Raw genomic sequence first — 23,913 nt, 5'->3', positions numbered from 1 at the left:
TTATCCGCGGCTTTACAAAGGAAAAATCCGATCACAATGGACCCCGTAAAAAAAGCGATCCGAGAAAAGGAACGTCTGCAGGAAGCGGAACGTTTCGAGGTTCTTAGAAACCGATCCCGTCGCGAAAGAATGGATCGATGGAAAGAACGCCTAATGTCGTTTTTCGATTTTCTTGCAGGGACCGCGGTTTGGATCGGAATCAAACGATATTTTCGTTTTCTTCTGGCGGATCTCTGGATCGTAAATTATACTTTTATCATATTCCTTCTTTTGATGGGTTTGCCCTCGTTTTACGTACTTTGTCTTCTGCCGTATTTTTTCGCTTCTCCGATCGTAAAGATCGTCGCTCTTTTGTTTCCTTCGATTCTTTTGATGGAATGGTTTCGGCAGATTCTTTTCGAAAGGGCCCTTTCACGTCTTGTGATTTCCGTCCGCGGTTATCGGGAAATTTTAGATCGCGCCGAACTCGGTTATTACAGTTGGTTCGAACTCGAGTTGAAAGTCGTCGCCTCGCGAAACCAAGAAGCGGTCGCCGCGCTTTTGGAATCGTTTACGATCCGCTCTAAAAAACTTTTTTATCCGCACGATTGGGATATGAAGGAGCCGAGAACTTTTTGGACTTGTTCTTACGACGGGGCCGCGGGTAGCGCGAATTCCAGGGTGGTTCTTTTTTTGTTTCGGGATCTTCTCGTGAAATTAAACCGACTTCATAAGTTCGATCCTTCGATCGAATCCGTTACGGTTTCCGTTCTTTCCGGTCCGATCGAAGTGGAAGCAAGAAGCAATCAAGCCAATTCGGATTGATCGCGATCCGAGTATTACGCGGCCTCCGCGGTCGCGGTTCGACCGGTCTGCGAAAGACGCATTAAGAAATTGGAATATACAAAACGAAGTTGTTTTCGGAATCCTCGGAATTAAAATCGTAAACGGCTCCCAGTTTTTCTGCCCGCATTCGAATGCTTCCGAGTCCGATTCCTGAAGGTTTGTCCGCGTCGATCTCGAATTTTTTACCGTCGTCGATCACTTTGAGGATCAGATTTTTTTCTTCCATATTCCATGAAATTCTAATATTCTTCGCTTCGGAATGTCTGAGAATGTTGGACATGACTTCCAAAAATATTTTCTGAACGTGAAGACATTGATCGAGGTGAATCCGATCCGAAACGTCCTCCACGTTCGTTTGCACGCGGATCGTTCCGGTTCCCCCGATTCTTTCCCCGTAACGGCGAATTACGTCTTCGACGAGTTCTTTGTTGGTTCCCTGATGGTGCATTAGAAAAACGATATCTCTTACGTTCGAAATGAGATGACTCACTTCCGATTTGAGTTTGATCAATGTGGAATCGTTTTTATCCTTGGATTCCAATTCGAATAGGATCGCGGTCAACTCGGAGCCGATGGAATCGTGGATGTCCGAAGCGATTCTCGTCCTTTCCTGAGCTTGGAACTTGAGTTGTTCGTTGTATTTGATCTGAAGCTGCGCGAACTCTTTCGCTCTTTCCAAATTCTCAGCGAATCTCGAAGAAAGAATATAAGAATTTAATACGACAAAGGCGACGAGACCGAACGGAAAACTGTACGGAAATAAAAAATAGATTTCGTATAAGCCGTAAAAGACGTCGTTCATCATCGTTAAGGCCAATACGAAACCGGTCAGCAGAATCGTTTTGGCCCTCGGTTCCTTTGCGCGAAACGCGTTTATGGTTCCGATGATCAAAACCGTTCCGTAGATCGGAGGGAAATACATAAACTTGGAATAGAACGTAACCAGATCGTATTCGTTTAATATAAAGATTCCCAAAAAGAAAACGAGACTTGTTCCGATCGCGAAGTGCATCCATCGAACGTTGAACTGAATCGGAAACATGTTTTTCAACATCATATAAGAAGCGGGAAAGAATGCGACCTCGCAGAAGAATTCGATTCGGATTCTTAAGTTCAAGGAAAGTGTAGGCAAGGCCATATATTGGATTCCGGAAGTGATAAAGGAATAACCCGAAACCAAAAAACAAAACCCCGCGAAATACAAAGGAACCGGATCCTTTCTATAAGAGAAAAAGAATACGAGATGATAGATACCGAACGAGAAGATCACGACGATCAGGATGATTTCATACCATTCTCCCTTACGTTCTTCGGAGTCGATGGAATCTCCGTTTCCGATCTGAAAGGATCTTCGTATTCCTCCTTTGAGATGATTTCCTTTGAAGTTGGAAACGACCACGGTGATCAAAAAATCTCCGGAAGGAACGGTGACGCTCGTGAACAAAGGATGTGCGACAAATACCGTGTCCAAGGAATCGGTTCCCGTAAATCCGTTGGAATAGACCTTATGATCTCCGAAGTAAACGTCGTAAACTCCGGGCAGTCTCGGAATTCTGATCTTGAGATTGGGACGTTTCCAGTCGCATAACACGCGCAGACGATACGTCGCATAACCTTCGAGAGTGAAATCCCGATCGTAATCCCTCCAGATTCCCGGAACCGGAAAGTAGGAAGGGTTTGCGTCTTCGATCTTAGAACTTCCGTTTGCGATTTTTTTCCAATAGAATTCCCAGTTTCCGTCGAGGGTCGTCGTGTTTTCGTTGAGATTGAAATTTCTGAGATCGATGACTCCGTTTACGGCGCTCGGACGATCCTTAGAGCCGACCGCGGGGGAACAAGCGGTCGAAAACCAAAATAATATTAAGAAAATATAATATAAAAATCCTTGCATGGGTTTGTTTTACGGATAACCCGGAACGTCCCGAATGATTCCCATTCTTCTTCCGCGGATGATCGCTTCCGATCGGGAATGGACTTCCATCTTTTTGTAGATCTTTTCGATATGACGGCTGACCGTGTGACTCGAGATGTCCAGTTCCTCCGCGATATCGGGAAACGTCATACCGAGCGCGACAAAATTCAAAATTTGTAATTCTCTTTCGGTGAGTCCGAGCGTGTTTACGATCGGAGGATTTTTGGTTTCCTCTTTTTTTGCGAATTCGCGTATGATCTTGTCCGCGATTCTTGCGGTTAAGGGCGCGCCGCCCAATACGATTACTTTCAGTTCCGCCAAAAACAATTCGGGAGAAGTGTCCTTCAATAAATAACCGGACGCGCCGCCTTGGATCGCTTCCACGATTTTTTCCTCGTCTTCGAATACGGTGAAGATCACATACTTCGTGTTAGGCGTTTTTTCCCGAAGTTCTTTCAAACATTCGAGTCCGTTTTTTCCGGGCAATCCGATGTCGAGAATGACCAGGTCCGGCGCTTCTTCAGGAATGGATTCGATCGCTTTTTGAGAATTCGAATAGTGTTTTAAAAAACGGAAATCGGAGGATTTGTTTAAGAGTTCCTGCAGATTGAGAGCGGTATGACGATTGTCTTCGACGATGGAAACGAAATACGGGGACTTGGTTTCCGTCTGTGTCGTTTGCCGAACCATCGGACTGATGATCCGGATCGCTTTAGGACGGTAAATTATTTTTTCTTTCCGATATATTTGCTCGTTTCGCGATTATTTCCCGACTTCGTCGAAACCGACGCCTTTGCCTCGCGGCTTTTGGCAATCCGCAATGCGACCCATTGGGAGCAATGCGTTGAGTTTTCTTTTTATGGATCGCTCGATTTGAAAAACTCATCCCATTCTTCCTTTGCTTTTTCCCATCTGCGTTTGCGATCCTCTTTGTCCTTGATCTTGATGTACATTCTGGGTTCTTTTCCGGGAAGAGTGACTCTGACCCTGTGTTCGTGAAGAACTTCCACGAGCGCGTTTTGTTTGTTTTCGATTTCGACGTTGTAGATCACGACGCTTTTCATCTGCATCGGAATTTTTCCCCGTCCCAAGTCGGCGATTCCTTTTCTGAAATCCAATTCCACACATTCCACGGGCTTGTGCCAAATGTCGCAGAATCTTCCTTCGGGCGGGGGAACGGGTTTTAATCCGCAGGACACGATCCAGGTCGTCGCGAAAAATACGGAAAGAATCGTATTAGATTTTTTGCAAATTCTCCCTAAGAATAAAACCTTCACTTCGTTTAACATTTTAAGAATCTTTTAAAACCTACTGATCCGATTCCTGTTCCAAGTTGAGTTTGGTTTTGAGGGTCGGTTTTTCCTCGATGATTTCCTTTGCGAGTTTTATGATTTCCGGTCTTCTTTCTTCTGCTTTCGGATAAAGTTCCTCTAAGATCGCGATCGATTTCGCGTGCAGGTTTTGAAGTCTGAAGATCTTCGCTTCCAAAATCCAGGAACCGGTCGTTATAAAATCCTCGTTTTCGTTTCGAACCTTTCGGATAAAATTCAAAGAGGAAACGTATTGACCCGCTCTGAATTCGGAAAGTCCGATTAAAAAATTGGATTCGCGGTCCGTCAAAAGAATCGATCCGCTCGATTCGGGACTCGCGAGATTTCGCTTTAAAAATTCGGTATCGCCGGACAAGGAAGAACCTAAGATCGCGATCCAAGTATAACCGATCTTAAACTCGGCGCTGATCTTATCGTATGGAATCGAATTCAAAAGACCGGTCAAAGATTTTCTGGAAAGATGTTGTTTGACGGTTTCGCCAAACGCGATCATCACTTCGTTGTCCGGGTTTTCGATCATCGCCGGATCGATCGCCTTCGCACGAAGCGCGTTACGATACATTTCCTCCAGAATCGGAAGATAGGAGCCGTCCTCTTTTAGAAAATCGTTGAACCCCGAATAGGCGAGTTTTACGAGAGTTCCCGAGTCGAAGGAGAATCCGTTTAACAAAAACAAATCATAATTTCCTAATGCGGTGTAAAAGTATCCAAGTTCGTCGGACGGATTGGCGGCGACGTAATCCTTGGCCGCGCTCTGAAAATTTTTCACGGACCCTTCTTCCAGATTTCCGGAAAGAATCTGCTGTTGAATGTTTTTTCTTTCCTTTTCCAGAAGAATCTTTCGATCGCCCGCAAACAGATTCTTAATGTCTTGCCGGAAAAAAAATCCCGTTCCGCCTAAGAGCAAGATTAGAACGGTGAAGATATAAGATTTATAACTGGTTTTCTTTTTGTAACTTTTCAGGCCGGATTGATACAGCATACTTCGTCCTAGTTTTTACCCGCCTATTCAGGGTTCACGTATTTTTTGGAGTCGCTTCGGCCCCTAAAACTTGACACTGAGGGCACCCCTGATTCCGTTGGATTCTATGCCTTACGATTACGATTTTGACGAAGATTTTGAAGTAGAAACCGGAGACGACGAGGAACACTCCGATGAAGAAGTTTTAACGTTTGCCTGTGAAGATTGCGATCACCGTTGGGAAGAAGACGCCTACGAAGCGGAAGACTATGGTCCGGAAGGGGCGATTTGTCCGATGTGCGGTTCTTCTGCAGTAATCGAACTTTGAAAAATACCCGGCCGGTTCGGCGATTCCTCGAGAATTCCGCTTTCCGGCATTTCGGGTTTGCATTCATCCTTTATTCATTCATCTTTCAAAGTCCGATCCTCTCGACCGATTTCAGCGACGTTTATGATTTTTATAAAAAAGGAAACTATGATACTTTAGTAAAGGTTTCCAGGGCCGCGCTCCGCAAGGAAGAAGTGGATTATAGAATTCTTCTTTTATACACGGCCGCGGAAAAAGATCCCGAGGAGATCGATAAAACGTTAAGAAGCATTTACGAAAAGAAGGATTCTCATCCGGGAATCTTTTACAACTCGGTGTTTTTGTTTCTGGAACGTTGTCTGGTATTGGAGGACGAATCCTCCGGGATTTTTTGGGGAAAAATATTCACCGAAAACGGATCGTCTTCGGTGCGTTATGCGGAAGGTCTTTACACATACGCTTGTATCTTGTACGAGGCCGGAAAGTTTTCGGAAGCGAAACGGATTCTCGCCAAACTTAAGGAATCCAAGTCCACCGAAAAGATGATCAAGAAGATTCGAATTTTGGAACTCAGCATAGAAAAAAAAATGGAGGCGCAGACGTGAAAGTACTCAAAGTACAAACCGGAAAACTCAAGGGTAAGTCGATCGAAACGCCTCCGGCCGTGGCGGGGAATACGAACTTCACTCCCGCGGTAATCAAAAAATCCGTGTTCGATATCATCGGGTCCTTGGTGTTAAAGGGAAGATTGGCTACGGAAGAATCCGCGTTCATCGATTTTTTTGCGGGCTCGGGGCAGATGGGTTTGGAAGCGCTCAGTCGAGGATTCGGAAGAGTCGTTTTATACGAACTCGCCTGGGAACGATCGGACAGTCTTCGGAAACTTTTCGCAAAACTCGGAGATAACTGCACGATCTATAGAAAAGACGTATTCCGTTTTTATGATAAACTCGACATCCCTGAAAAATCGAAGGTTTACTTTTTGGATCCTCCGTATTCTTTTTGGGACAAAAAAAACGAGAAGATCAAAACTCTTTTGGAATCTTTGTTAAGCGACAACACGACCGTCGCGGTTTTTATCCAATCTCCTATCGATCCGCATTGGTCCGATTTTCAAACTCGTAAGTTCGGTAAGAATTTTTTGACCTTCCGAGTCAACGGTCTTATCGGAGAAGAATCGGATCTCTCGCCGATCGGTTTCGACGCGTCGGAAGATTCGGAAATCGAAGACGACTCGTCGGTGGAAGAAAATTCTTCGAATCCTTTGTCGGAAGATCCGAACTGAAACGTTCTTTCTTGTCGGAAGAGAATCTTTCGTAAAAATGTTAGGGCCGAACGAATTGTTTAAGTCGATTCCGAAAAGAATACGAACGATCTTTGCGGAAAAACGAGTGCGCGTTTATCTCGTATTTTTTGGGATCGGAATGGGGATTTCCTTCGTTACTCTGATCTTGAACTCTTCGTTTCAGATCATGGGCGTGGATCTTTCCGAGTTCAAATCCCTCTTTTTGTCCTTTCTACCTCTATTCTTAAAAGATTATATTCAAACTTTATTATCCAGCGGGATTTTGTTTGGAGCGATCGGTTTGCTTTTGTCCTACGGGTTTGCAAACGGGAAAGAAAAAAGCGAACTCGAAACGACCAAAGAAGAGGACGCGGGTTTTTCTTTACGAAAAGAATTTTGGATCTTCGGAGTTTTTGTTTTTCTTCTTTGGTGTCATTCGATCGTATTCTATCCGCAACTCTACGGAGAATTTTTCTTTTATCGGTTCGCATTTTTGCGTTTCTTTTTATTCTTTTTGACCGATTGGATTTTTCCCTGGATTCCGCAGACGATCGCGCTCGGAATCTTGGGTTTTTGTGCGGTTCGACATTCGGTCGTTTTGATTCGAGAAAAGAATTGGAATCGGCTCGTCGTCTTCGTCGCCTTTTGCGTTTTTCTTTTTATCTTTCATCGTTTCGGAAGCGTTCTCGGTGTTTTTATTGCAACGATCTTGTATTTGTCGAACGGTATATTCAAAAATTCTAAACATCAAGTCGCTTCCGGCGTTGTCGTAGTGTTGTCTGCGGCGGTTCTTTTTTGGAACGGAAAAGCGGAGAAGAAATCGATCGTGGCTCCGTTTTCCGAAACTCTTCCGAACATTCTGATCCTAAGCGCGGACAGTCTGCGATACGACAAGATGGGATACGTTCTCGGAAAAAAGGGAATGAGTCCGCATATCGATTCCCTATCTGCAGATTCCGTAATATTCCAAGATCATCATACTACGATTCCGAGAACTTTTCCTGCCTGGGCGGATCTGCTCACGGGGCGGCCGAGTTTTGTACACGGGATTCAGGATATGTTTCCGGACGCAAAGGACCGTTCCGGTCTGAACGAGAATTCTTCCCGAACGATTCCGTATTTTCTTTCCGAGTTGGGTTATCGTACGAACGTCGTTTCTTCGTTTGCGGGGGATATTTTTCCGAGAGCGGATTGGGGTTTTCAAACGGTAAAGGCTCCGATCTTTCACGCGGGAACTCTTACGGCTCAGAGAATCTTAGAATCTCAGATTCTTCTTTTGCCGATCGTGACCGGTTCGATTCCCGGCGCGGGAGAATATTTTAAATCACTTCGCGGACTTCCGAGTCTCGGAGACGATTCCAGAATTCTTCCCGATCTTTTTGAAACCTTAAGAAAGGAAAAAAATCCGTTCTTTACGGTTTTCTTTTCCTCGGTGACGCATTTTCCGTTCAGTCCGCCGTATCCGTATTATAAGAATTTTACGAATTCGGAATATTATGGAAAGTTTAAGTATTTTAAGTTCGTGGATCCGAGCGATTCTTCCGAACTTTCCGCCGCGGATCGGGAACAGATTCGAGGTCTTTTTCAGGCGGGAATCGCTTCGTTTGACGACGCGGTCGGCGAGATCGTCGCCCGTCTGAAGGAAGAAGGTTTGTACGATTCCACTCTGATCGTTTTGACAAGCGATCACGGTGAATCCTTGTTCGAAGCCGATCACAGTCACGGGCACGGAGAACATCTGAGAGGGGAAGGTGTGACCCACATTCCGCTTCTGATTAAATTTCCGAAAAACGCGGGAGCCGGGAAAAAGTTTTCGGGCATCAGCAGTTCTTTGGATTTGTTTCCGACCTTGCTCGAAACGGTTTTGGCGGACGTTTCCCATTCTCCCTTAAAGGAAAAACTTTCCGAAGAAGTCAAAAATCGCCCGGGTCGAAATCTTTCTTTTGCGCTCGAGTCGGCGACTTGGAAGGATCTTCGAAACGTTTACGGAGAAACCGGGATTTGGTTCAGCGATCGAGGAGATCATTTCTTTCAAAAGGAAAGAATTTTCTATCCCAATATTCTTCGTTTGCATTCCATCGAAACCGGCGATCTTCCCTTGATTTCGATCGCGGATCCGTACGCAAAGGAAAGTGTGATCGTTTCCAAACACAGAATGTTTCAAAACGCGAATCGCAAGCTCCTCTACATTCCTTCGGAGAACGGGGTGATTTGGCGTTGTTATGATCGAATCGCCGATCCTTGGAACGAACATCCTCTTCCGATCGGACTATGTTCTTCCTTAAAGGATTCTCTTGTTTCGTTTTTGATCTCTTCGGGAAAATTCAAGAAAGCGGGAGAGTATTTGCTACCTTCCTCAAATTGATGCTTGAAGGATAGGGTTAAACTAAAAATCTGTAATTTTAGTATGCCTAGAAGAGAAGATATCCGTTCCGTACTCATCCTGGGATCGGGTCCGATCGTAATCGGACAGGCTTGTGAATTCGATTACTCCGGAACACAAGCCGCAAAAGCCCTGAAAGAAAAAGGGATCCGTGTTATCTTACTGAACTCCAATCCGGCCACGATCATGACCGACCCGGATCTCGCGGACGCCACGTATGTGGAACCGATGACGGTTCAAGTCGTTCAAAAAATTCTTGAGAAAGAAAAACCGGACGCAATTCTTCCCACGGTCGGAGGGCAGACCGCACTCAATCTCGCGCTCGCCTGCAACACCGCGGGTCTTTTGGAAAAATACAACGTCGAACTGATCGGCGCGAAAGTGGACGCGATCAAAAAGGCCGAAGACAGAGAACTCTTCAAAAAGGCGATGGAAAAAATCGGTGTCCGAGTTCCCGAATCCGGTCTTGCCAACAATCTCAAAGACGCGTTCGAAATCAAAAAAAGACTCGGACTTCCTCTCATCGTTCGTCCCGCGTTTACGCTCGGAGGAACCGGAGGTGGAATCGCGTTCACCGAAGAAACTTTCGAAGAAGTAGTTTCCAAAGGTCTCAAAGCCTCTCCGATCAGCCAGGTTCTTTTGGAAGAATCGGTTCTCGGTTGGAAAGAATTCGAACTCGAAGTGATGCGCGATCTCGCCGACAACGTGGTCATCATCTGTTCGATCGAAAACATCGATCCGATGGGAGTTCACACGGGAGATTCCATCACAGTAGCTCCGCAACAAACCCTTTCCGATAAGGAATATCAAAATCTACGCGATATGTCGATCGCGATCATCCGCGAGATCGGCGTGGAAACCGGCGGTTCCAACATTCAGTTCGCGGTCAATCCCGCAAACGGAGACGTGATCGTGATCGAAATGAATCCGAGGGTTTCCCGTTCTTCGGCTCTTGCTTCGAAAGCGACCGGATTTCCGATCGCGAAGATCGCCGCGCTTCTTTCCATCGGATACACATTAGACGAAATTAAGAATGATATCACCCGAGTTACGCCCGCGTCCTTCGAACCTTCGATCGACTATGTCGTAACAAAAGTTCCCCGTTTCGCGTTCGAAAAATTTCCGGGCACCGACGATACGCTCGGCGTTCAGATGAAGGCCGTGGGCGAAGCGATGGCGATCGGAAGAACGTTTAAGGAGAGTTTTCAAAAGGCTCTTCGTTCCTTGGAGATCGACCGGTACGGTTTCGGTTCCGACGGGTACTTTCAAGAATTATTATATGCAAGAAGTTTAAACTCGGATCAAAGAAAGGAATGGATCGATTCCTTTTTGAAACGTCCGAACGATAAACGTATCTTTTACATCAAACTCGCGTTCGACGAAGGTTACACCGTGGATCAGATCCACGATCTCTGCAAGGTGGACCGATGGTTCCTTTGGCAGATGGAGGACCTTCTCAAATTGGAAAAAGAATATTCCGAAAAGGGAAATTCCATTCTTTCTAAGATGAAACAGGCCGGTTTTTCCAATCGCCAGCTTTCCTTTCTCAAGAATAAAAAACAAATTCTGGATCTGCTTGACGGTTCTCTTCGTGTGGATTTGAAAAAAACGGAAATTCAAAACCTTCTCAAAAAATCGGAAGAGGAAATCGAAGCCGAACTCGGTTCTAAAAAGATTCTTCCCGTTTACAAAAGAATCGATACCTGCGCCGGAGAATTCGAGGCCTACACTCCTTACTTCTATTCTTCTTACGATGAAGAGGACGAATCCGAAGTGACTCCCGCTAAGTCCGTGATGATTCTCGGAGGAGGTCCGAACCGGATCGGCCAGGGAATCGAATTCGACTACTGTTGTTGTCAAGCTTCGTACGCACTTCAAGACTTGGGCGTGGAATCCATCATGGTCAACTCGAACCCGGAAACGGTTTCGACCGATTACGATACATCCGATCGTCTTTACTTCGAGCCTTTGACTCTGGAAGACGTGTTCCGCATTTATCAGAACGAAAAACCGGAAGGTGTCATCATTCAGTTCGGCGGTCAGACCCCGCTGAAACTCGCAAAGGATCTGGAAAGAAAGGGCGTTAAGATTCTCGGAACCAGCCCCGATTCCATCGATCGTGCGGAAGACAGAAAACGTTTTATCGAAGTATTAGAAAAATTGAAACTGAATTCTCCCGAAAGCGGGATCGCAACTTCCATGGAAGAGGCGAGAGAGATCGCGCAGAAGATCACGTATCCGGTTTTGGTTCGTCCGAGTTACGTTCTCGGCGGAAGAGCGATGCTCATCATCAACGAGGAAAAAGAACTCGATCGTTATATGGAAAAAGCGGAGGAGATTTCAAAAGATCGTCCTCTTTTGATCGATTCTTTTCTGGAAGACGCGATTGAGGTGGACGTGGACGCCCTTTGCGACGGTAAGGACGTCTTCGTAACCGGGATCATGGAGCATATCGAGGAAGCCGGAGTTCATAGCGGCGACTCGGCTTGTGTTCTTCCACCGCAAACACTTTCCAAAAAGATGATGGACGAAATCCGTAAGGCCACCGTGAATCTCGCTCTCGAACTGCAAGTCAAGGGTCTGATCAACATTCAGTACGCGGTTAAGGAAGAAGTTCTTTATATCATCGAAGTCAATCCGAGAGCGTCCAGAACCGTTCCTTTCGTTTCGAAAGCTCTCGGACATCCGATCGTAAAATACGCGACTCGGATCATGATGGGAGAACCTTTGAAAAGTCTTCCTCTTCCGAAAGAGATGGCGTTCTCTCAGGTTTCCGTAAAGGAAGTCGTTCTTCCGTTTAATAAATTTCCGGGAGTCGATACGATTCTCGGTCCTGAGATGCGTTCCACGGGCGAGGTGATGGGAATCGCCGCGACCGCGGGGGAAGCGTTCTTAAAATCCCAATATATGGCCGGTGACGAACTTCCTTCGCAAGGAACCGTGTTCGTAAGCATCAACGATAAGACCAAGTCCGAACTTCTTTCCTACATCAAGGATCTTTCCGAACTCGGTTTCAATCTGATCGCGACTTCCGGAACTCATAAATTTCTTTCGGACAACGGAATTCTTTCCTCCAAGATCAACAAGGTTTATGACGGAGTGTTTCCTACGGCCCTCGACTACATTCGGGAGAATAAGATTCATCTGATCATCAACACTCCGCTTTCGAGAGTTACGAGAGACGATAGTTTTACGATCCGTCAGGCGGCGATCCGGTTTAAGGTTCCTTGTCTAACGACGTCTAACGCGGCTAAGGCGCTCATCAAAGGAATGGTGGAGATGAAGAACAAAGGATTTACGATCCATTCTCTTCAGGAAATCCACGCGTTGCCGAAAATTCTCTAAGAAACGCATTCAAAAATTCGAATGCGTTTTCTCAAAGCGAGAATGCGCTTCGAATTTTTTCGATTCTCTTGCGATTGACTCCTAAATCCGATTTTCCCAACCTTGAAGCCGAACGTACGTGAATTACGGACGCGTTCGGATCGATCAAAAATTCCACGTCGTCCACGAATCTCCATAAGAAACTCGTAAATTCCACGTAGAGATATTTGTCTTCCTCTTTTATAAGATTCGTCCGAGACGTTTCGGCGAGGATCGCTTTGAGTTTTGCCTTTGCGTCCTCGGGTTTTCCGGAATAGGCGAGAGGTTTGATAAAATGTTCCGAGTCCGATTCCGCGCAAAAACTGCTTACGCAGTTCGGAGTTTCCGGACAAAGTCCTAATTTTCCGTTTTGAACGCCGAGAGTCATCGGTCTTGTCCCTGTACATCCGAACAAGAAGCATAACGTGATCAAAATCCCTAACAGAAATTTTCCGAAATTTCGAAACCGTCGAATATCGGTTTTACGGACGCCGTTCTTCTTTCGATCGGAAGAATCGAGTCGACTCGACTTACGCGTGTTAGGTTTTGAAGAGGGTTGAAACGAAAATGTAAAAGAAAATCGGGAGAAATGAGCGTGAAACATACGGAAAAGAATATCAGTAAAATGGAAATATGCGAAAGAATTTTGTTTTGATTTGTAAAAATCTTATTACTTTCTATAAAAAAATAATTTCATGAAATGAGTGGGATTTCACTCTAAGACGAAAACGATGTCTCTTCTTGAATCCGAAAAAGTCCCCTTGGGAAGTTTATTACCTTCCTTTCAGTTGCCCGATCCGAACGGAAAAGTCTATTCTTCCGATCAGCTTTCCGGTTCCACCGGGTTATTGCTGGTTGTAACTTGCAATCATTGCCCTTATGCGCAGGCGATTTGGCCGAGACTGATCCGGTTTGCGGGAGAAATTCTCTCCCTCGGAGTCAAAACGGTCGCGATCAATCCGAACATTCGTCCCGATTACCCGGACGATTCTCCCGAGGTTATGCTTTCTAAAATCAAGGAATGGGAAATTCCGTTTCCGTATCTCGTCGACGAAACTCAGGAAGTGGCTCGAAAACTCAAAGCCATGTGCACTCCCGATATCTATCTTTACGATTCCGATCAAAAACTTTTTTACCACGGAAGAATGGACGACAACTGGAAAAACGAAAAACAGGTTTCGAGAAAGGAACTTGAATACGCGGTCCATCAACTCGTAAAGGGAAATCCCGCACCGATCAATCAAATGCCTTCGATGGGTTGTTCCATCAAATGGAAGGAATAAACATTGCCCGCAATCACACCCGATCATACTCCCATCGCCTCGGAATCCTTTCAAGACGCGGATTTTATCAGCGAACACTATCGCGAAATCGAAACCAAAACCTTGGATCACTTCAGGGACGAGTTTCGAAAAAACGAAACCTCTTTGGACAACGTTTCCCCAAACGGCCTGACTCCCTTTTTAAAAAGAAGCGGCGATCTATATCAGGATTGGAGAATATTAAAAAAGAATCTTACCGATAAATACGCGGAACTTCAGAAAAGTAGAAACCTCGAATACGAATTGATTTATCGTAAACTTGTCGCGGATAAGAATCATAAATCCAAACCAACCTCTTTGATCGGGGACATCTTTCAATCGGTGGTCGACGGGGTTTTGAATACGGTTTACAACTGGTTCGACTCCGATAAAAAAGCGGAACCGCAACCGACTCCTCCACCCGTTAAAACGACTTCGAAATCTCCGAAGGACGACGATCTAAAAAAACTCTATCGAGAAATGGTTCAAAAAAAACTCAAAGAACGCGATCGCAGTTTCAATCTTTTTCAGGATCTTCTGAAAGAATCGGCTCTGAATTGGAATCAATCTTATCGTAAAAAATTCCACCAGAGTTTGGCGGCGACGGTGAAACAACTCGAATCATCCAAGGCCAATAAGGCGGAGATTCTCGGGAGCGCGAAGTCGGCTAAAAAAGCCGTATTGAGTTTTCACGACGAGGACAAGATCCAAAAATATTCAATTTTTATGATAGACTATTTCTTCGAAAGGCTTTTGAAAAAGGAACCGATCGCTGAAAGTAAGATGAATCCTCCTGAAAAAACCGAAACCGTTAAAACGGAAGAATCGAAAAATCAGGAAAACAAAAATAACTCGTCTTTGATTCCGAATCCGACCAGGGAGAATTCCGAATCGCAAAAAGCGGTGGATCGGATCGTAAACGATTCCAATCGCGAAACCGAAAGACAAAATTCTTCCAAGAAAAAATGTACGATCACGGATCTTCCGGATCATCTCATCAAGGAATGTTATTCCGATTATCTGATCGTGGATTTGTCCACGAAAGAAAAACGTTTGGAACTGCATCGAATCCGTTTGGGCAAGGAAAATCAGAACACAAGGGCGGAAGCGATCGAATTTTTCAGTCAGTGCGCGAACAAGGATTCTTCAGCGGTCGTCTTAGCCGAGTCCGTGTTGAAAAGACACAATATCACCCAGGAAGAAGAGGGCAGGCTGAACGAAATGATTCGCAAACAAAAAGCCTGCAAATAGCAAAGAGTTGATTTTTTGATACGAATCCGGTTCTAATGAAAGATCGGAGATCGTTATGAAACTTCTTGAAAAATCCATCGCTCGATACGGAGGCTGGGATCTTTGGAATCGTATGGATTTCGTGGAATTCTTTTTCGCATTTCTGGGCGGTCCGCTTCCGATTCTCAAAGGACTTCATGAAACCTTTCCGATGCCGGGTAACGTGCGCGTTTTTCCGAAAAAAAGGATCGCAGAATTTTTAGATTATCCCGTTCCCGAAAAAAGAATCATATTCAATAACGGTAAAGTAGGAATCTTTAATATGGATCGGACCGAAGCCGAGTTCGATCTTCCGAATTACAGGGAAACGTTTCGAGGTTTTCGGAAATATAGAAGATGGAATCCGCTCGACACTTCGTATTTTTTCGGTTATGCGATCACCCAATATTTAAGCGTGCCTTTTACTCTCGAAGAGTTCGGCGTTCGAGAATTCGAACTTGCGGACGGGGGTTTTCAAGTGGACGCGGAGTTCCCGCAAAATCTGCACACTCATTGCAAAAGACAATCGTATCGTTTCGATCGGGAAGGCCTTTTGGTTCGGAACGATTATACCGCGGACATTGTCGGTCCTTGGGCGAAGGGCGCGCATTTTACGACGGACTTTCAAACGATCGACGGATTTCCCGTCGCGACAAAACGCAACGTTTTTGTTCGTTTGGGAAAGGTCGTAACTCCGATCCCGGTCTTGTCGGCGGAACTCAAGCCGCTTCGTTTGAATTTTCTTTAGAGTGCATTTGCAGGAGTTCCCACATTTTCGCGTTTGTGGATGGAAGGAGAATACAAAAGGTCGGAACTACGTTCGTGTTTTAGGGAAGAAGGTATGAGTTCCCACATTTTTTAGAAACTGCCTCGTGAGAAATGTATGAGTTCCTACAATTTCCGAACTTAATCCGGACGAAAACGAAGGAGTTCCTACACACCATTCTCCCTTGAAAAAAGAAACGCGACATAATCACAAAAGGGAAGAAGATAATTTAAAAAACCGTCAAGGAATTTCGTGAAAGATCGATTTTAATACTGCGGAGCGCAGTATGAATATTTCCGGCGACATATCGATTTCAGAATTTAAACCACAACAATATCCCGACAACACTCCAACTCTCCCGACAATAGGAGCGCTCATCGGAAAGAATTCCTTTTTGGATCTGATGAAGTCCCTACAAGGTTCCGCGCAGAAGGGACTGGATGAAACTTTGACCGGAATTCAAAATGCGTTTTCAAAAACCGAAGTTCCGACCAACAAAGAAGAAAAAACCGAAATCATCGATGAAAAAGAAACCGAGTCCTTAAGAACGAAAGACGAGGCCGAGGTCGCTACGGAAGAAACCTCCAAAGAAGAGGAAGAATTCGAAACCGTTGAAGAAGCGACTAATGTGACCGCGCTTCCTTGGTTTCTCGTGACGGAAGCCAAACAAAACGAAACCGTCGATCCGGAAATCGAATCGGTGATCCTGGACGAACTGCAAAACGAAATCATCGAGGAAGTTTCGATCGAAACCCTCGAAACAAAACCTTCCTCGACGAGCGAACTGATCGAAACCGTTTTTTCCAGGGAAGAATCCGCCGAATTGTTAAGCGAAGTCGCTTTAGAAGAGGAAAATACGACGCTTCAAGAAGCAGTCGAAGAATCCTTTCTTTCTCTCGATGATTCTAAGGAAATCAAACGCCCGATCTCCAAAAGGGAAGAATCTATCCGCGAAGAAGAATCGAAATCATCCGAAACAAAATCCGCTTCCGAAATTTCAAAGGCTAACGAAACGAACGCAAAAGAATCCAAAGAAAACGGAAATACGAAAAATCTTTCCAACAAGGAAAACGTTTTGAAAGGCGCCGAAGAGGCGAGAATCGAAGTTTCCAAGGAACTCGCGCTCGATTCCGAAAAATGGAAGATCAGCAGGGATAAAAAAACGGACTCTTATATGAATCTGAAAACATCCGCAAGAGAAGAAATCAAAACGGCGGTCCTCAATCAATTCTCCGAAAATTCTTCCGGAAAATCCGGTCAGGAACAATCCTTTCGTTCCGGCGGAAACGCTGGAAACGATTCTTATTCTTCCTTGGTAAAAGGAGTGGGCGGTCCGAACGCGGCCGGAAGAGAATCGAACCAACTCGGTAAGGATTTTTCCGTATCCAAGGAGACTAACGTTCTTTCCAGAAGAGACATTCAACAAAACTTTCAGAACCTGATTCGTTCCGCACGCGTTCAAATTCTCGAAAACGGAAGAACCGAAGCGAGCATTCGTATGAATCCGAAGGATCTCGGTCAGATGTCCCTTTCCATTTCCACGGACAAGGATATCGTTCGCGGAAAACTTTTAGTAGAATCGGACGCCGTCAAACAACAGTTAGTCGCCGAACTCGCAAACTTAAAACAGGATCTGAAGGCGAACGGTCTCGAACTCGAATCGCTCGTCATCGAAGTCAAGGAAAGAGAAGAATCTTTCTCATTCAATCAGGACTCGGATAAAAACGGAAAAGACGCAAATTCTTTCCAAGCCGCTTTCGGAGAGGAATGGAACTCCGATTTCAAAAATTCTTTTTACGAAGAGGACGAACTTTTCGGCGAAGAAAATTCTCAGGACTCTCACGGTTTTTCGGAAAAAACCGATGGGAAAACCGAGAAACTGCTCGATCTGAAAGTATAGGCTTCGGAGGAAATCATGCCAGAGACCACAGGCGTCAGCCAACAAGCGACAAGAGATCGTTATCTCGAAGGAGACAGAAGTTTCAATATTAGGAACCACATGGAGAATATTGAAAGGGAAGAGAAGAACGGTCTCAAAGGAATCGAGATTCGTTCGACGGTTAAGGCTCTCGGCAAGGACGATTTTCTAAAACTTCTCATCACGCAATTATCATCTCAGGATCCGACCAACCCGGTTAAGGATCAGGACTTCATCGCGCAGATGGCGCAGTTCTCTTCTCTCGAACAGATGAACAATATCTCCACCGGAATTCAGAAGATGGGAAACCGTCAGAGTTTTTCTCTCGTTGGAAAACTGGTTTCCGGTCCCGACTTCGTAACGGGCGAGAACGTCGCCGGAATCGCGGGGGCTCTTTTCTTCGACGGAGAAGGGAAGACATTCGTTCGTGTCAACGGAAGATCCGTGGACGTGGAGCAGATTTCTTTGGTCAGCGATCCTACCGTTCTGAAAGAACAAGAAGCGGCTTACAATCAAGCTCAGATGCAACAAACTCCGGCCGCTTCTCCGTCCGCAATGGCGCCTAACGCGTCCCAGCTGAAGGCCGACAAAAAAGAATCCGCGCCGGTCGACGCTAACGCGGAACAGGCTCCCGAGTTGAAGGACAAAACCGCCGCCGAAGAAAAACCTTCGGATTGGAAGTTTCCGGGAAAAGACAAAAGCAATTCATACGAATAAACAAAGGATAATCGAGGTAACAGCTTTATGATGAGGTCACTCTATTCCGGTGTATCCGGACTTAAGAACCACCAGGTCCGCATGGATGTCATCGGTAACAACATCTCCAACGTAAACACTCACGGTTTTAAAACCGAGCGAGTTACGTTTCAGGATATGATTTCCCAGGAACTCAGAGGAGCTTCCGAGCCGAAGGAGAATATCGGAGGTGTGAACCCTCAACAAGTGGGTCTGGGTTCCTTGATCGCCGCGATCGATAAGATCATGACGCAGGGTTCTCTTCAAACCACGGGGAAGAATACGGACGTGGCTATGTCCGGTGAGGGATTTTTTATCGTTAAGGACGGGGACAAACAATTTTATACGAGAGCCGGCGCTTTTAACCTCGATAAGAACGGTTACTACGTAAACCCCGCGAACGGTCTTAAGGTTCAGGGATGGAACTCCAGACTTGACGAGAAAGGAAACAAGTTCATCAATTCTTCCGCGTCGATCGAAGACATCGTAATTCCGGTTTATTCCAAAGAACCCGCGAGAGCGACTTCTCAAATCGATTTTAAATCGAACCTGAATTCTTCCGCGCCTGCGGTTCCTCCTGACGCGACTCAGGAAGAGATCACAGCGATGATCAACGATCCCGATCCGAAGATGAGAAGAGGTCACGTAACGACGATTAAGACCTTCGACGATCAGGGAATTCAAAGAGAATTCAAAATGGAATTTTATAAGGTCCGCGATAACACTTGGAAGGCTCGTTTGAGCATGACGGACGCCACTCAGCTTTCCGCGGACGTGGCCGGAACCGGCGGTCAAAACACGCAACTTCCCGGTAACACCGAACTCGAATTCGGATTTACTCCGGACGGAAAACTCGTTTACGTTTCCGACGGCGTGGACTCGATGAACAGCGGTAAGTTGAACGCGAAGGTTTCCTTTAGAATCCCCGGAAATCCAGCGGTTCAAAGTTTCGATCTCGCGCTCGGCGAAGCGGGAATGGTGGACGGAATCACCCAATTCTCCTCGGACTTCACTACTAAAGCGGTAAAACAAGACGGTTATACGATGGGTTATCTGGAATCTTTCTCGATCGACAACTCGGGAACCATCACCGGAGTTTTCTCAAACGGAGTTCGTCAGCCTCTCGCAAGAATTGCGACCGCCGTTTTTAACAACCCGGCCGGCTTGGATAAGGCGGGAGACACTATGTTCGCATATTCCATGAACTCGGGAGAACCAAACATCGGTGAGGCGGGAGTTCAGGGAAGAGGTAAGATCAACGCGGGGCTTTTAGAAATGTCTAACGTGGATCTTTCCGATCAGTTTACGGACATGATCGTAACTCAAAGAGGTTTTCAGGCCAACTCGAGAACGATCACAACCTCCGATCAGATGATTCAGGAAGTCCTAGGTCTCAAACGTTAAGGATTTTCTTCTCGCGATGTCCTCTTCGGCTGACTGAAACTCACCGAAGAGGATTCGAATTCCATTCTATTCAAATTATAGATTCATTCCTTTTTTTTACAAGGTCCGGGGAAAAATTCTCTTTCCACTATATTTCCAGTACGGTTTCATTGGTTCCTGGTAAGAATGAGTCAGAAGTTCCCAAAATACATAGTTACGGACTCCCGTTCAATCGCCAAAAGACTCGACCCGGTCGCTCTTCGTTTAGAAGTCCAATTCCTCAATTTAAAAGAATTTTTCGAGTCCGAAAACATCCGAGATTCCATCGGATTCTTAAACGTTATCTTCTATTTAACCGTTCCCAATCTCAAAGAATCTCAAAGAGAAATTCATAAACAATTTCAGAGCAATCCTTTGATCTTAAGCCGTTTTATTCTGAACGACGAGCTCAGTTATTCCCAGTCGGACGACGTAAAAATCGAAGAGGATCTGATTTTTTCCATTCTTCCCGAATCTTCTTCGGATATGATTCTGAACAAAACCTTTCTCAACGCGTTCACCCAGCTTCAGATGATCACCGATCAATTCGATCTTCAACACAAGGTCAACACCACCAAATACGAAATTTCAAAACTGACTCGGATTGGAATCAGTCTTGCGGACGAAAAGGATTTCAACAAACTTCTAAGGGAAATTATTTTCAGCGCGAGAGAGATCGCGGTCGCGGATTCGGGTTCCTTGTATCTCGTCGAAAAGGACGAACTCGGTTTTATCCGCAATCTTCGGTTTAAAATTTCATCGATGGACATCGACACGGAAGAATTTCTGCTTCCGATCAACAAGTCGAGCATCGCGGGTTACGTCGCGGCCACCGGAAAAATTTTGAACATACCGGACGTTTACGATCTTCCCGAAGACGCGGAATATACGTTCAACAGCAACTTCGACGTATTATCGAATTATCATACGAAATCCATGCTCGTGGTTCCGATGAAGAATCATAGAAACGAAGTAGTGGGCGTCATTCAGCTTATCAACAAAAAGAGAAACTTCAACCAGAAGTTGACCGTGGATCAGATGAAGGGAAAGGACATTCTTCCCTTTGACGATTATTCCGCGCAACTCGTGATGAGCGTCGCGGGCCAAGCGGCGGTCGCGATTCAGAACAATAACTTATTGCAGGAAATCGAAGCCCTTTTCGAAGGTTTTGTGACCGCTTCCGTAAACGCGATCGAATCCCGGGATCCGACCACGAGCGGTCATTCGTTTCGGGTCGCCGTTCTCACCGTGGGTTTGGCGGAAACCGTGGATTTGGTAAACGACGGAAAATACCGGGATATCAAATTTTCCAAGGAACAGATCAAAGAAATACGTTATGCGTCTTTGCTTCACGATTTCGGAAAAGTGGGAGTTCGGGAAAAGGTTCTCGTTAAGTCCAAAAAACTGGAGGACTACGAGCTCGAACTGATCCGTTGGAGATTCGAATACATCAAAAAGGACATCGAATCCAGAATTCTTCAGAAAAAAACGGACTATCTCAAAAAACACGGGAGCGCGGGTTTTGCGGATTACGAAACCTCTCTCGAGTTCGAACTTCAGGTCGAATACCAGAAACTCGATCAGATGTTTCAGATCGTGGTCGATTCCAACGAACCTTCCATATTAGAAGAATCTAATTTTCAAATGCTCGAAGAGATTGCAAAGGTAAATTATTCGACCACGGGCGGAGATAATCTGCGTCTGATCTCTCCGTACGAATTCGGATTTTTGACGATCAAAAAAGGTTCTCTCGATTTCGCGGAAAGAAAGGAAATCGAATCCCACGTCGAACATACGTTTCAATTTTTGAGTAAGATCCCCTGGACCGGCGATCTGAAAATGGTTCCTTCGATCGCGCACGCGCATCATGAAAAATTGGACGGCACCGGTTATCCAAGGGGCCTCGCGGGCGATTCGATTCCCGTTCAATCCAGAATCATGACGATCTCCGATATCTACGACGCGCTTACGGACAAGGATCGGCCTTACAAACGAGCGGTTCCCGTCGAAAGAGCGCTCGACATTCTGCAGATGGAAGCAAGGGAGAATCACGTGGATCAGGATCTGTTAAAGATCTTTATCGAGGGAAAGGTTTACGAAAGGTTAAACAGTTCCGGTTATCTGCGTTAGACGAAACCATAAGGACGTTTTCGAATCAGGCTCCGTATCCGATTTTTCTTTCTCCTCTCGATCGACTCAACGTATACTGAAACTGTCGTAGTGAAGTCGCGCCTTCGTTTAAGAATACGGTCTTTGCGGGAACTTCCAGGCCTTTAAAACAACTAACGTATTCGTTCCATTTATGGTCTTCGATCGGAAATAGATTTCTAAAACGTTCAAACCTATCGAAAGCCTCTTATGCGGATCGAAGTTTCGGCTTCGAATGCAAAAAAATACTCAAATTATCGGAAGCCAAGAGGTGGATCTGTCTCTAGGATATACTATCTTTTATGGAAGGAGATCCGTATGAAAGAGAATTATGATCTTCCCGAGGATCTGGCACGGGACTTAACCGAGGGAAGAAGACTAACGTCGAGTTCCCAAGGATGGTTCGATCTTGCTTCCTCTCAAGAATTCAAATTCACTTCGATTCGGATCGGGCCATTTCATTCCAAAGAGGAAGGACAATATTATACGCACGCGGTGGGTTTGATTTCGAATACCGAAGCTTACGGAGAATATCACGAAGCGCTCGTATGGCTTCCGCGTTTAAAATCGTACGGAGCTTGGGACGCAAGCCATGAAGAACTTCATATATTTCCGGACCAAACTTGGACGACTATGAAAACGGATCTCCTTCCGTTTATCGAAAGTCAATGGGGTTCTTCCGGGGAAAGAAGAAGATTCCAAAAACGTACGATTCATCGGCCTAAGGTCCATCCGGACGCCTTCGATTTTATACCGTATCGATTGAAGGATCAGATCAAGGCCGCTTCCGACGAGGAAATTTTAAAACTTCTCAATCGATACGAAACCTCCATTCTAAAACATCCGAAAATCTCCTCGCTTACGGACGCCTATTTCGCATTAGCAAACGCGTATCATCGTTTGGGAAAAAACGATCCGGACGAAGAGAAATCTTGGAAAGAAAAATGCATTCAAATATTGGAATATTATCCCAAGGATCGGTTTTATCACGAAAGGGAGGGCGCCGAGATATGGGGTTGGGCCTCGCCGGAAAAGAATCTTCTGATCTTTCGGGAACTCTTGAACAAAAAAGAAAAACAACCCGAATACGCCGGCGGAGCGAGTCTGCTTTCCTCGTATCTGATCCAATCTCCCCAAGAAACAGCGCCGCTTTTGGAACTCGCTCTGGATTTTAAACATACGTTTGCGATTCTTAAATGTCTTTATGTGGCCAAACGTTGGGCCCTTACCGTGGTCAACGATCGACTTGCGGCTCAGTTGAAACGAAACAAAACCGCGATGAACAACCTGGACGATCTGATCGTAGCGATCGAAGATCGGATCTTATCCGCATCGGAGTCGTATCCGACGACTGAGGTGCACGAGGTCCGTCACAGAAGGGTCGCGGATCGAATCGCAAAGGGCTGGGAGCATTTAAGAAAAAAAGAATATTCAAAAACGGAAGAATGGGTTGCGTCCGTCCTTGCGGAATATCCGGAAAACGGGGAGGCGCTTTTTTTGGATGCGAGACTCGTTTGGATTCGCTCCGGTTCCGTGGAGGAGGGTTGGAAACGAGCGACTGAAAATCTTTCCAAAGTCGCCCCGGTCGACGTCTCGGGGATCGGAAAACTTCATAATTGTATCGGATGTGCGTTAGACGAAATGGGTAAATTCTCGGAAGCGATCGAGTCGTTTCGACGCGCGGAAGAATCCGATCCGAAGGAATCCATTTATCCCGCCAATCGAGCCGAGATCTTTTGGAAACTCGGAGACGAAAAATCCGCCGCTCTCTACGCGCGCAAATCCAAACGAATGGGAAACAAATCGGAGATCGTGGAAACGATTTTGAAAAAAACCGCAAAACCCTCTCAGTTACGATGGGAAGCCCTCTTGAAAGAATGGGAAAAAAGCGGATTGAGCGATAAGGAATTTTGCGCCCGAGAAAATTTAAGTAAAAAAGCGTTCGCTCATTGGAGAAGAAAAACGTTTTGAATTCGTTTTCGCACGT

The 23,913-nt window shown here is 45.6% G+C and carries 19 protein-coding genes; 14 read left to right on the top strand and 5 right to left on the bottom strand.

Annotated features, from left to right (window positions below):
• Window positions 1–36: 36 nt before the first annotated feature.
• Window positions 37–804 (top strand): hypothetical protein, encoded by a 768-nt coding sequence (locus LEP1GSC052_RS09740; protein WP_020986353.1) that lies wholly within the window; start codon window positions 37–39, stop codon window positions 802–804.
• Between the two features lie 61 nt (window positions 805–865).
• Here LEP1GSC052_RS09740 and LEP1GSC052_RS09735 read toward each other — a convergent pair whose 3' ends face one another.
• From LEP1GSC052_RS09735 to LEP1GSC052_RS09720, 4 genes are all read right to left on the bottom strand, one after another.
• Complete coding sequence (locus tag LEP1GSC052_RS09735; RefSeq protein ID WP_010575613.1) at window positions 866–2,716, bottom strand: sensor histidine kinase; 1,851 nt, start codon at window positions 2,714–2,716, stop codon at window positions 866–868.
• Between the two features lie 9 nt (window positions 2,717–2,725).
• Window positions 2,726–3,427 (bottom strand): response regulator, encoded by a 702-nt coding sequence (locus tag LEP1GSC052_RS09730; RefSeq protein ID WP_010575612.1) that lies wholly within the window; start codon window positions 3,425–3,427, stop codon window positions 2,726–2,728.
• A 167-nt stretch (window positions 3,428–3,594) separates the two neighbouring features.
• Entirely contained in the window at window positions 3,595–4,026 is a 432-nt protein-coding gene (locus LEP1GSC052_RS09725; RefSeq protein ID WP_010575611.1) for an LIC12806 family lipoprotein, read from the bottom strand.
• Window positions 4,027–4,045: 19 nt separating this feature from the next.
• Window positions 4,046–5,050: a hypothetical protein gene (locus LEP1GSC052_RS09720; protein WP_020986575.1), complete on the bottom strand. Its 1,005-nt coding sequence runs from the start codon at window positions 5,048–5,050 to the stop codon at window positions 4,046–4,048.
• Window positions 5,051–5,156: 106 nt separating this feature from the next.
• On the opposite strand from LEP1GSC052_RS09720, the gene LEP1GSC052_RS09715 reads away from it, so the two are divergent.
• Genes LEP1GSC052_RS09715 through carB form a run of 5 tightly spaced genes read left to right on the top strand, consistent with a single transcriptional unit; the run spans window position 5,157 to window position 12,349 of the window.
• The gene (locus tag LEP1GSC052_RS09715) at window positions 5,157–5,357 is read left to right on the top strand and encodes a hypothetical protein (protein WP_010575608.1); all 201 of its coding nucleotides are present in this window, start codon (window positions 5,157–5,159) and stop codon (window positions 5,355–5,357) included.
• Complete coding sequence (locus tag LEP1GSC052_RS09710; protein ID WP_020986052.1) at window positions 5,354–5,941, top strand: hypothetical protein; 588 nt, start codon at window positions 5,354–5,356, stop codon at window positions 5,939–5,941. The genes LEP1GSC052_RS09715 and LEP1GSC052_RS09710 overlap by 4 nt, the downstream gene beginning before the upstream one ends.
• Window positions 5,938–6,621, top strand: coding sequence for an RsmD family RNA methyltransferase (locus LEP1GSC052_RS09705; protein ID WP_010575606.1), 684 nt, complete (start codon window positions 5,938–5,940; stop codon window positions 6,619–6,621). Before LEP1GSC052_RS09710 ends, LEP1GSC052_RS09705 begins: the two co-directional genes overlap by 4 nt.
• 37 nt (window positions 6,622–6,658) lie before the next feature.
• Entirely contained in the window at window positions 6,659–8,986 is a 2,328-nt protein-coding gene (locus LEP1GSC052_RS09700) for a sulfatase family protein (protein ID WP_020986772.1), read from the top strand.
• 42 nt (window positions 8,987–9,028) lie between these two features.
• Window positions 9,029–12,349, top strand: a complete 3,321-nt coding sequence (gene carB, locus LEP1GSC052_RS09695) for a carbamoyl-phosphate synthase large subunit (RefSeq protein ID WP_020985743.1) — start codon at window positions 9,029–9,031, stop codon at window positions 12,347–12,349.
• Between the two features lie 31 nt (window positions 12,350–12,380).
• Here the strand turns inward: carB and LEP1GSC052_RS21255 are convergent, their stop codons facing one another.
• Window positions 12,381–12,755 (bottom strand): DUF1499 domain-containing protein, encoded by a 375-nt coding sequence (locus tag LEP1GSC052_RS21255; RefSeq protein ID WP_100736684.1) that lies wholly within the window; start codon window positions 12,753–12,755, stop codon window positions 12,381–12,383.
• Window positions 12,756–13,098: 343 nt separating this feature from the next.
• Here LEP1GSC052_RS21255 and LEP1GSC052_RS09685 point away from each other — a divergent pair, with 343 nt between their 5' ends.
• The 8 genes from LEP1GSC052_RS09685 to tnpA all read left to right on the top strand — a co-directional run bounded on the left by LEP1GSC052_RS09685 (window position 13,099) and on the right by tnpA (window position 23,897).
• The gene (locus LEP1GSC052_RS09685; protein ID WP_010575604.1) at window positions 13,099–13,650 is read left to right on the top strand and encodes a thioredoxin family protein; all 552 of its coding nucleotides are present in this window, start codon (window positions 13,099–13,101) and stop codon (window positions 13,648–13,650) included.
• A gap of 3 nt (window positions 13,651–13,653) precedes the next feature.
• A complete protein-coding gene (locus tag LEP1GSC052_RS09680) occupies window positions 13,654–14,919 on the top strand; it encodes a hypothetical protein (protein WP_010575603.1) in 1,266 nt (421 codons plus the stop codon).
• A 55-nt stretch (window positions 14,920–14,974) separates the two neighbouring features.
• Window positions 14,975–15,685, top strand: a complete 711-nt coding sequence (locus tag LEP1GSC052_RS09675; RefSeq protein WP_010575602.1) for a hypothetical protein — start codon at window positions 14,975–14,977, stop codon at window positions 15,683–15,685.
• 304 nt (window positions 15,686–15,989) lie between these two features.
• Entirely contained in the window at window positions 15,990–17,603 is a 1,614-nt protein-coding gene (locus LEP1GSC052_RS09670; protein ID WP_010575601.1) for a flagellar hook-length control protein FliK, read from the top strand.
• Window positions 17,604–17,618: 15 nt separating this feature from the next.
• Window positions 17,619–18,338, top strand: a complete 720-nt coding sequence (locus tag LEP1GSC052_RS09665) for a flagellar hook capping FlgD N-terminal domain-containing protein (protein ID WP_040912939.1) — start codon at window positions 17,619–17,621, stop codon at window positions 18,336–18,338.
• 27 nt (window positions 18,339–18,365) lie between these two features.
• Window positions 18,366–19,760, top strand: a complete 1,395-nt coding sequence (gene flgE / locus LEP1GSC052_RS09660; protein WP_010575599.1) for a flagellar hook protein FlgE — start codon at window positions 18,366–18,368, stop codon at window positions 19,758–19,760.
• Between the two features lie 165 nt (window positions 19,761–19,925).
• The gene (locus LEP1GSC052_RS09655; protein WP_010575598.1) at window positions 19,926–21,908 is read left to right on the top strand and encodes an HD family phosphohydrolase; all 1,983 of its coding nucleotides are present in this window, start codon (window positions 19,926–19,928) and stop codon (window positions 21,906–21,908) included.
• A 336-nt stretch (window positions 21,909–22,244) separates the two neighbouring features.
• Window positions 22,245–23,897 (top strand): IS66 family insertion sequence element accessory protein TnpA, encoded by a 1,653-nt coding sequence (tnpA, locus tag LEP1GSC052_RS09650; protein ID WP_020986486.1) that lies wholly within the window; start codon window positions 22,245–22,247, stop codon window positions 23,895–23,897.
• Window positions 23,898–23,913 lie beyond the last annotated feature (16 nt).

The sequence above is a fragment of the Leptospira kmetyi serovar Malaysia str. Bejo-Iso9 genome (genome assembly GCF_000243735.2).
In the GTDB taxonomy this organism is placed as follows: Bacteria; Spirochaetota; Leptospiria; order Leptospirales; family Leptospiraceae; genus Leptospira; species Leptospira kmetyi.
This window is presented reverse-complemented; position numbering and strand designations above follow the sequence as displayed.

Coding starts and splice junctions, on each gene's coding strand:
- LEP1GSC052_RS09740 (WP_020986353.1), top strand. CDS start 37: ATGGACCCCGTAAAAAAAGCGATCCGAGAAAAGGAACGTCTGCAGGAA.
- LEP1GSC052_RS09735 (WP_010575613.1), bottom strand. CDS start 2,716: ATGCAAGGATTTTTATATTATATTTTCTTAATATTATTTTGGTTTTCG.
- LEP1GSC052_RS09730 (WP_010575612.1), bottom strand. CDS start 3,427: ATGGTTCGGCAAACGACACAGACGGAAACCAAGTCCCCGTATTTCGTT.
- LEP1GSC052_RS09725 (WP_010575611.1), bottom strand. CDS start 4,026: ATGTTAAACGAAGTGAAGGTTTTATTCTTAGGGAGAATTTGCAAAAAA.
- LEP1GSC052_RS09720 (WP_020986575.1), bottom strand. CDS start 5,050: ATGCTGTATCAATCCGGCCTGAAAAGTTACAAAAAGAAAACCAGTTAT.
- LEP1GSC052_RS09715 (WP_010575608.1), top strand. CDS start 5,157: ATGCCTTACGATTACGATTTTGACGAAGATTTTGAAGTAGAAACCGGA.
- LEP1GSC052_RS09700 (WP_020986772.1), top strand. CDS start 6,659: ATGTTAGGGCCGAACGAATTGTTTAAGTCGATTCCGAAAAGAATACGA.
- carB (WP_020985743.1), top strand. CDS start 9,029: ATGCCTAGAAGAGAAGATATCCGTTCCGTACTCATCCTGGGATCGGGT.
- LEP1GSC052_RS21255 (WP_100736684.1), bottom strand. CDS start 12,755: ATGACTCTCGGCGTTCAAAACGGAAAATTAGGACTTTGTCCGGAAACT.
- LEP1GSC052_RS09685 (WP_010575604.1), top strand. CDS start 13,099: ATGTCTCTTCTTGAATCCGAAAAAGTCCCCTTGGGAAGTTTATTACCT.
- LEP1GSC052_RS09675 (WP_010575602.1), top strand. CDS start 14,975: ATGAAACTTCTTGAAAAATCCATCGCTCGATACGGAGGCTGGGATCTT.
- LEP1GSC052_RS09670 (WP_010575601.1), top strand. CDS start 15,990: ATGAATATTTCCGGCGACATATCGATTTCAGAATTTAAACCACAACAA.
- LEP1GSC052_RS09665 (WP_040912939.1), top strand. CDS start 17,619: ATGCCAGAGACCACAGGCGTCAGCCAACAAGCGACAAGAGATCGTTAT.
- flgE (WP_010575599.1), top strand. CDS start 18,366: ATGATGAGGTCACTCTATTCCGGTGTATCCGGACTTAAGAACCACCAG.
- LEP1GSC052_RS09655 (WP_010575598.1), top strand. CDS start 19,926: ATGAGTCAGAAGTTCCCAAAATACATAGTTACGGACTCCCGTTCAATC.
- tnpA (WP_020986486.1), top strand. CDS start 22,245: ATGAAAGAGAATTATGATCTTCCCGAGGATCTGGCACGGGACTTAACC.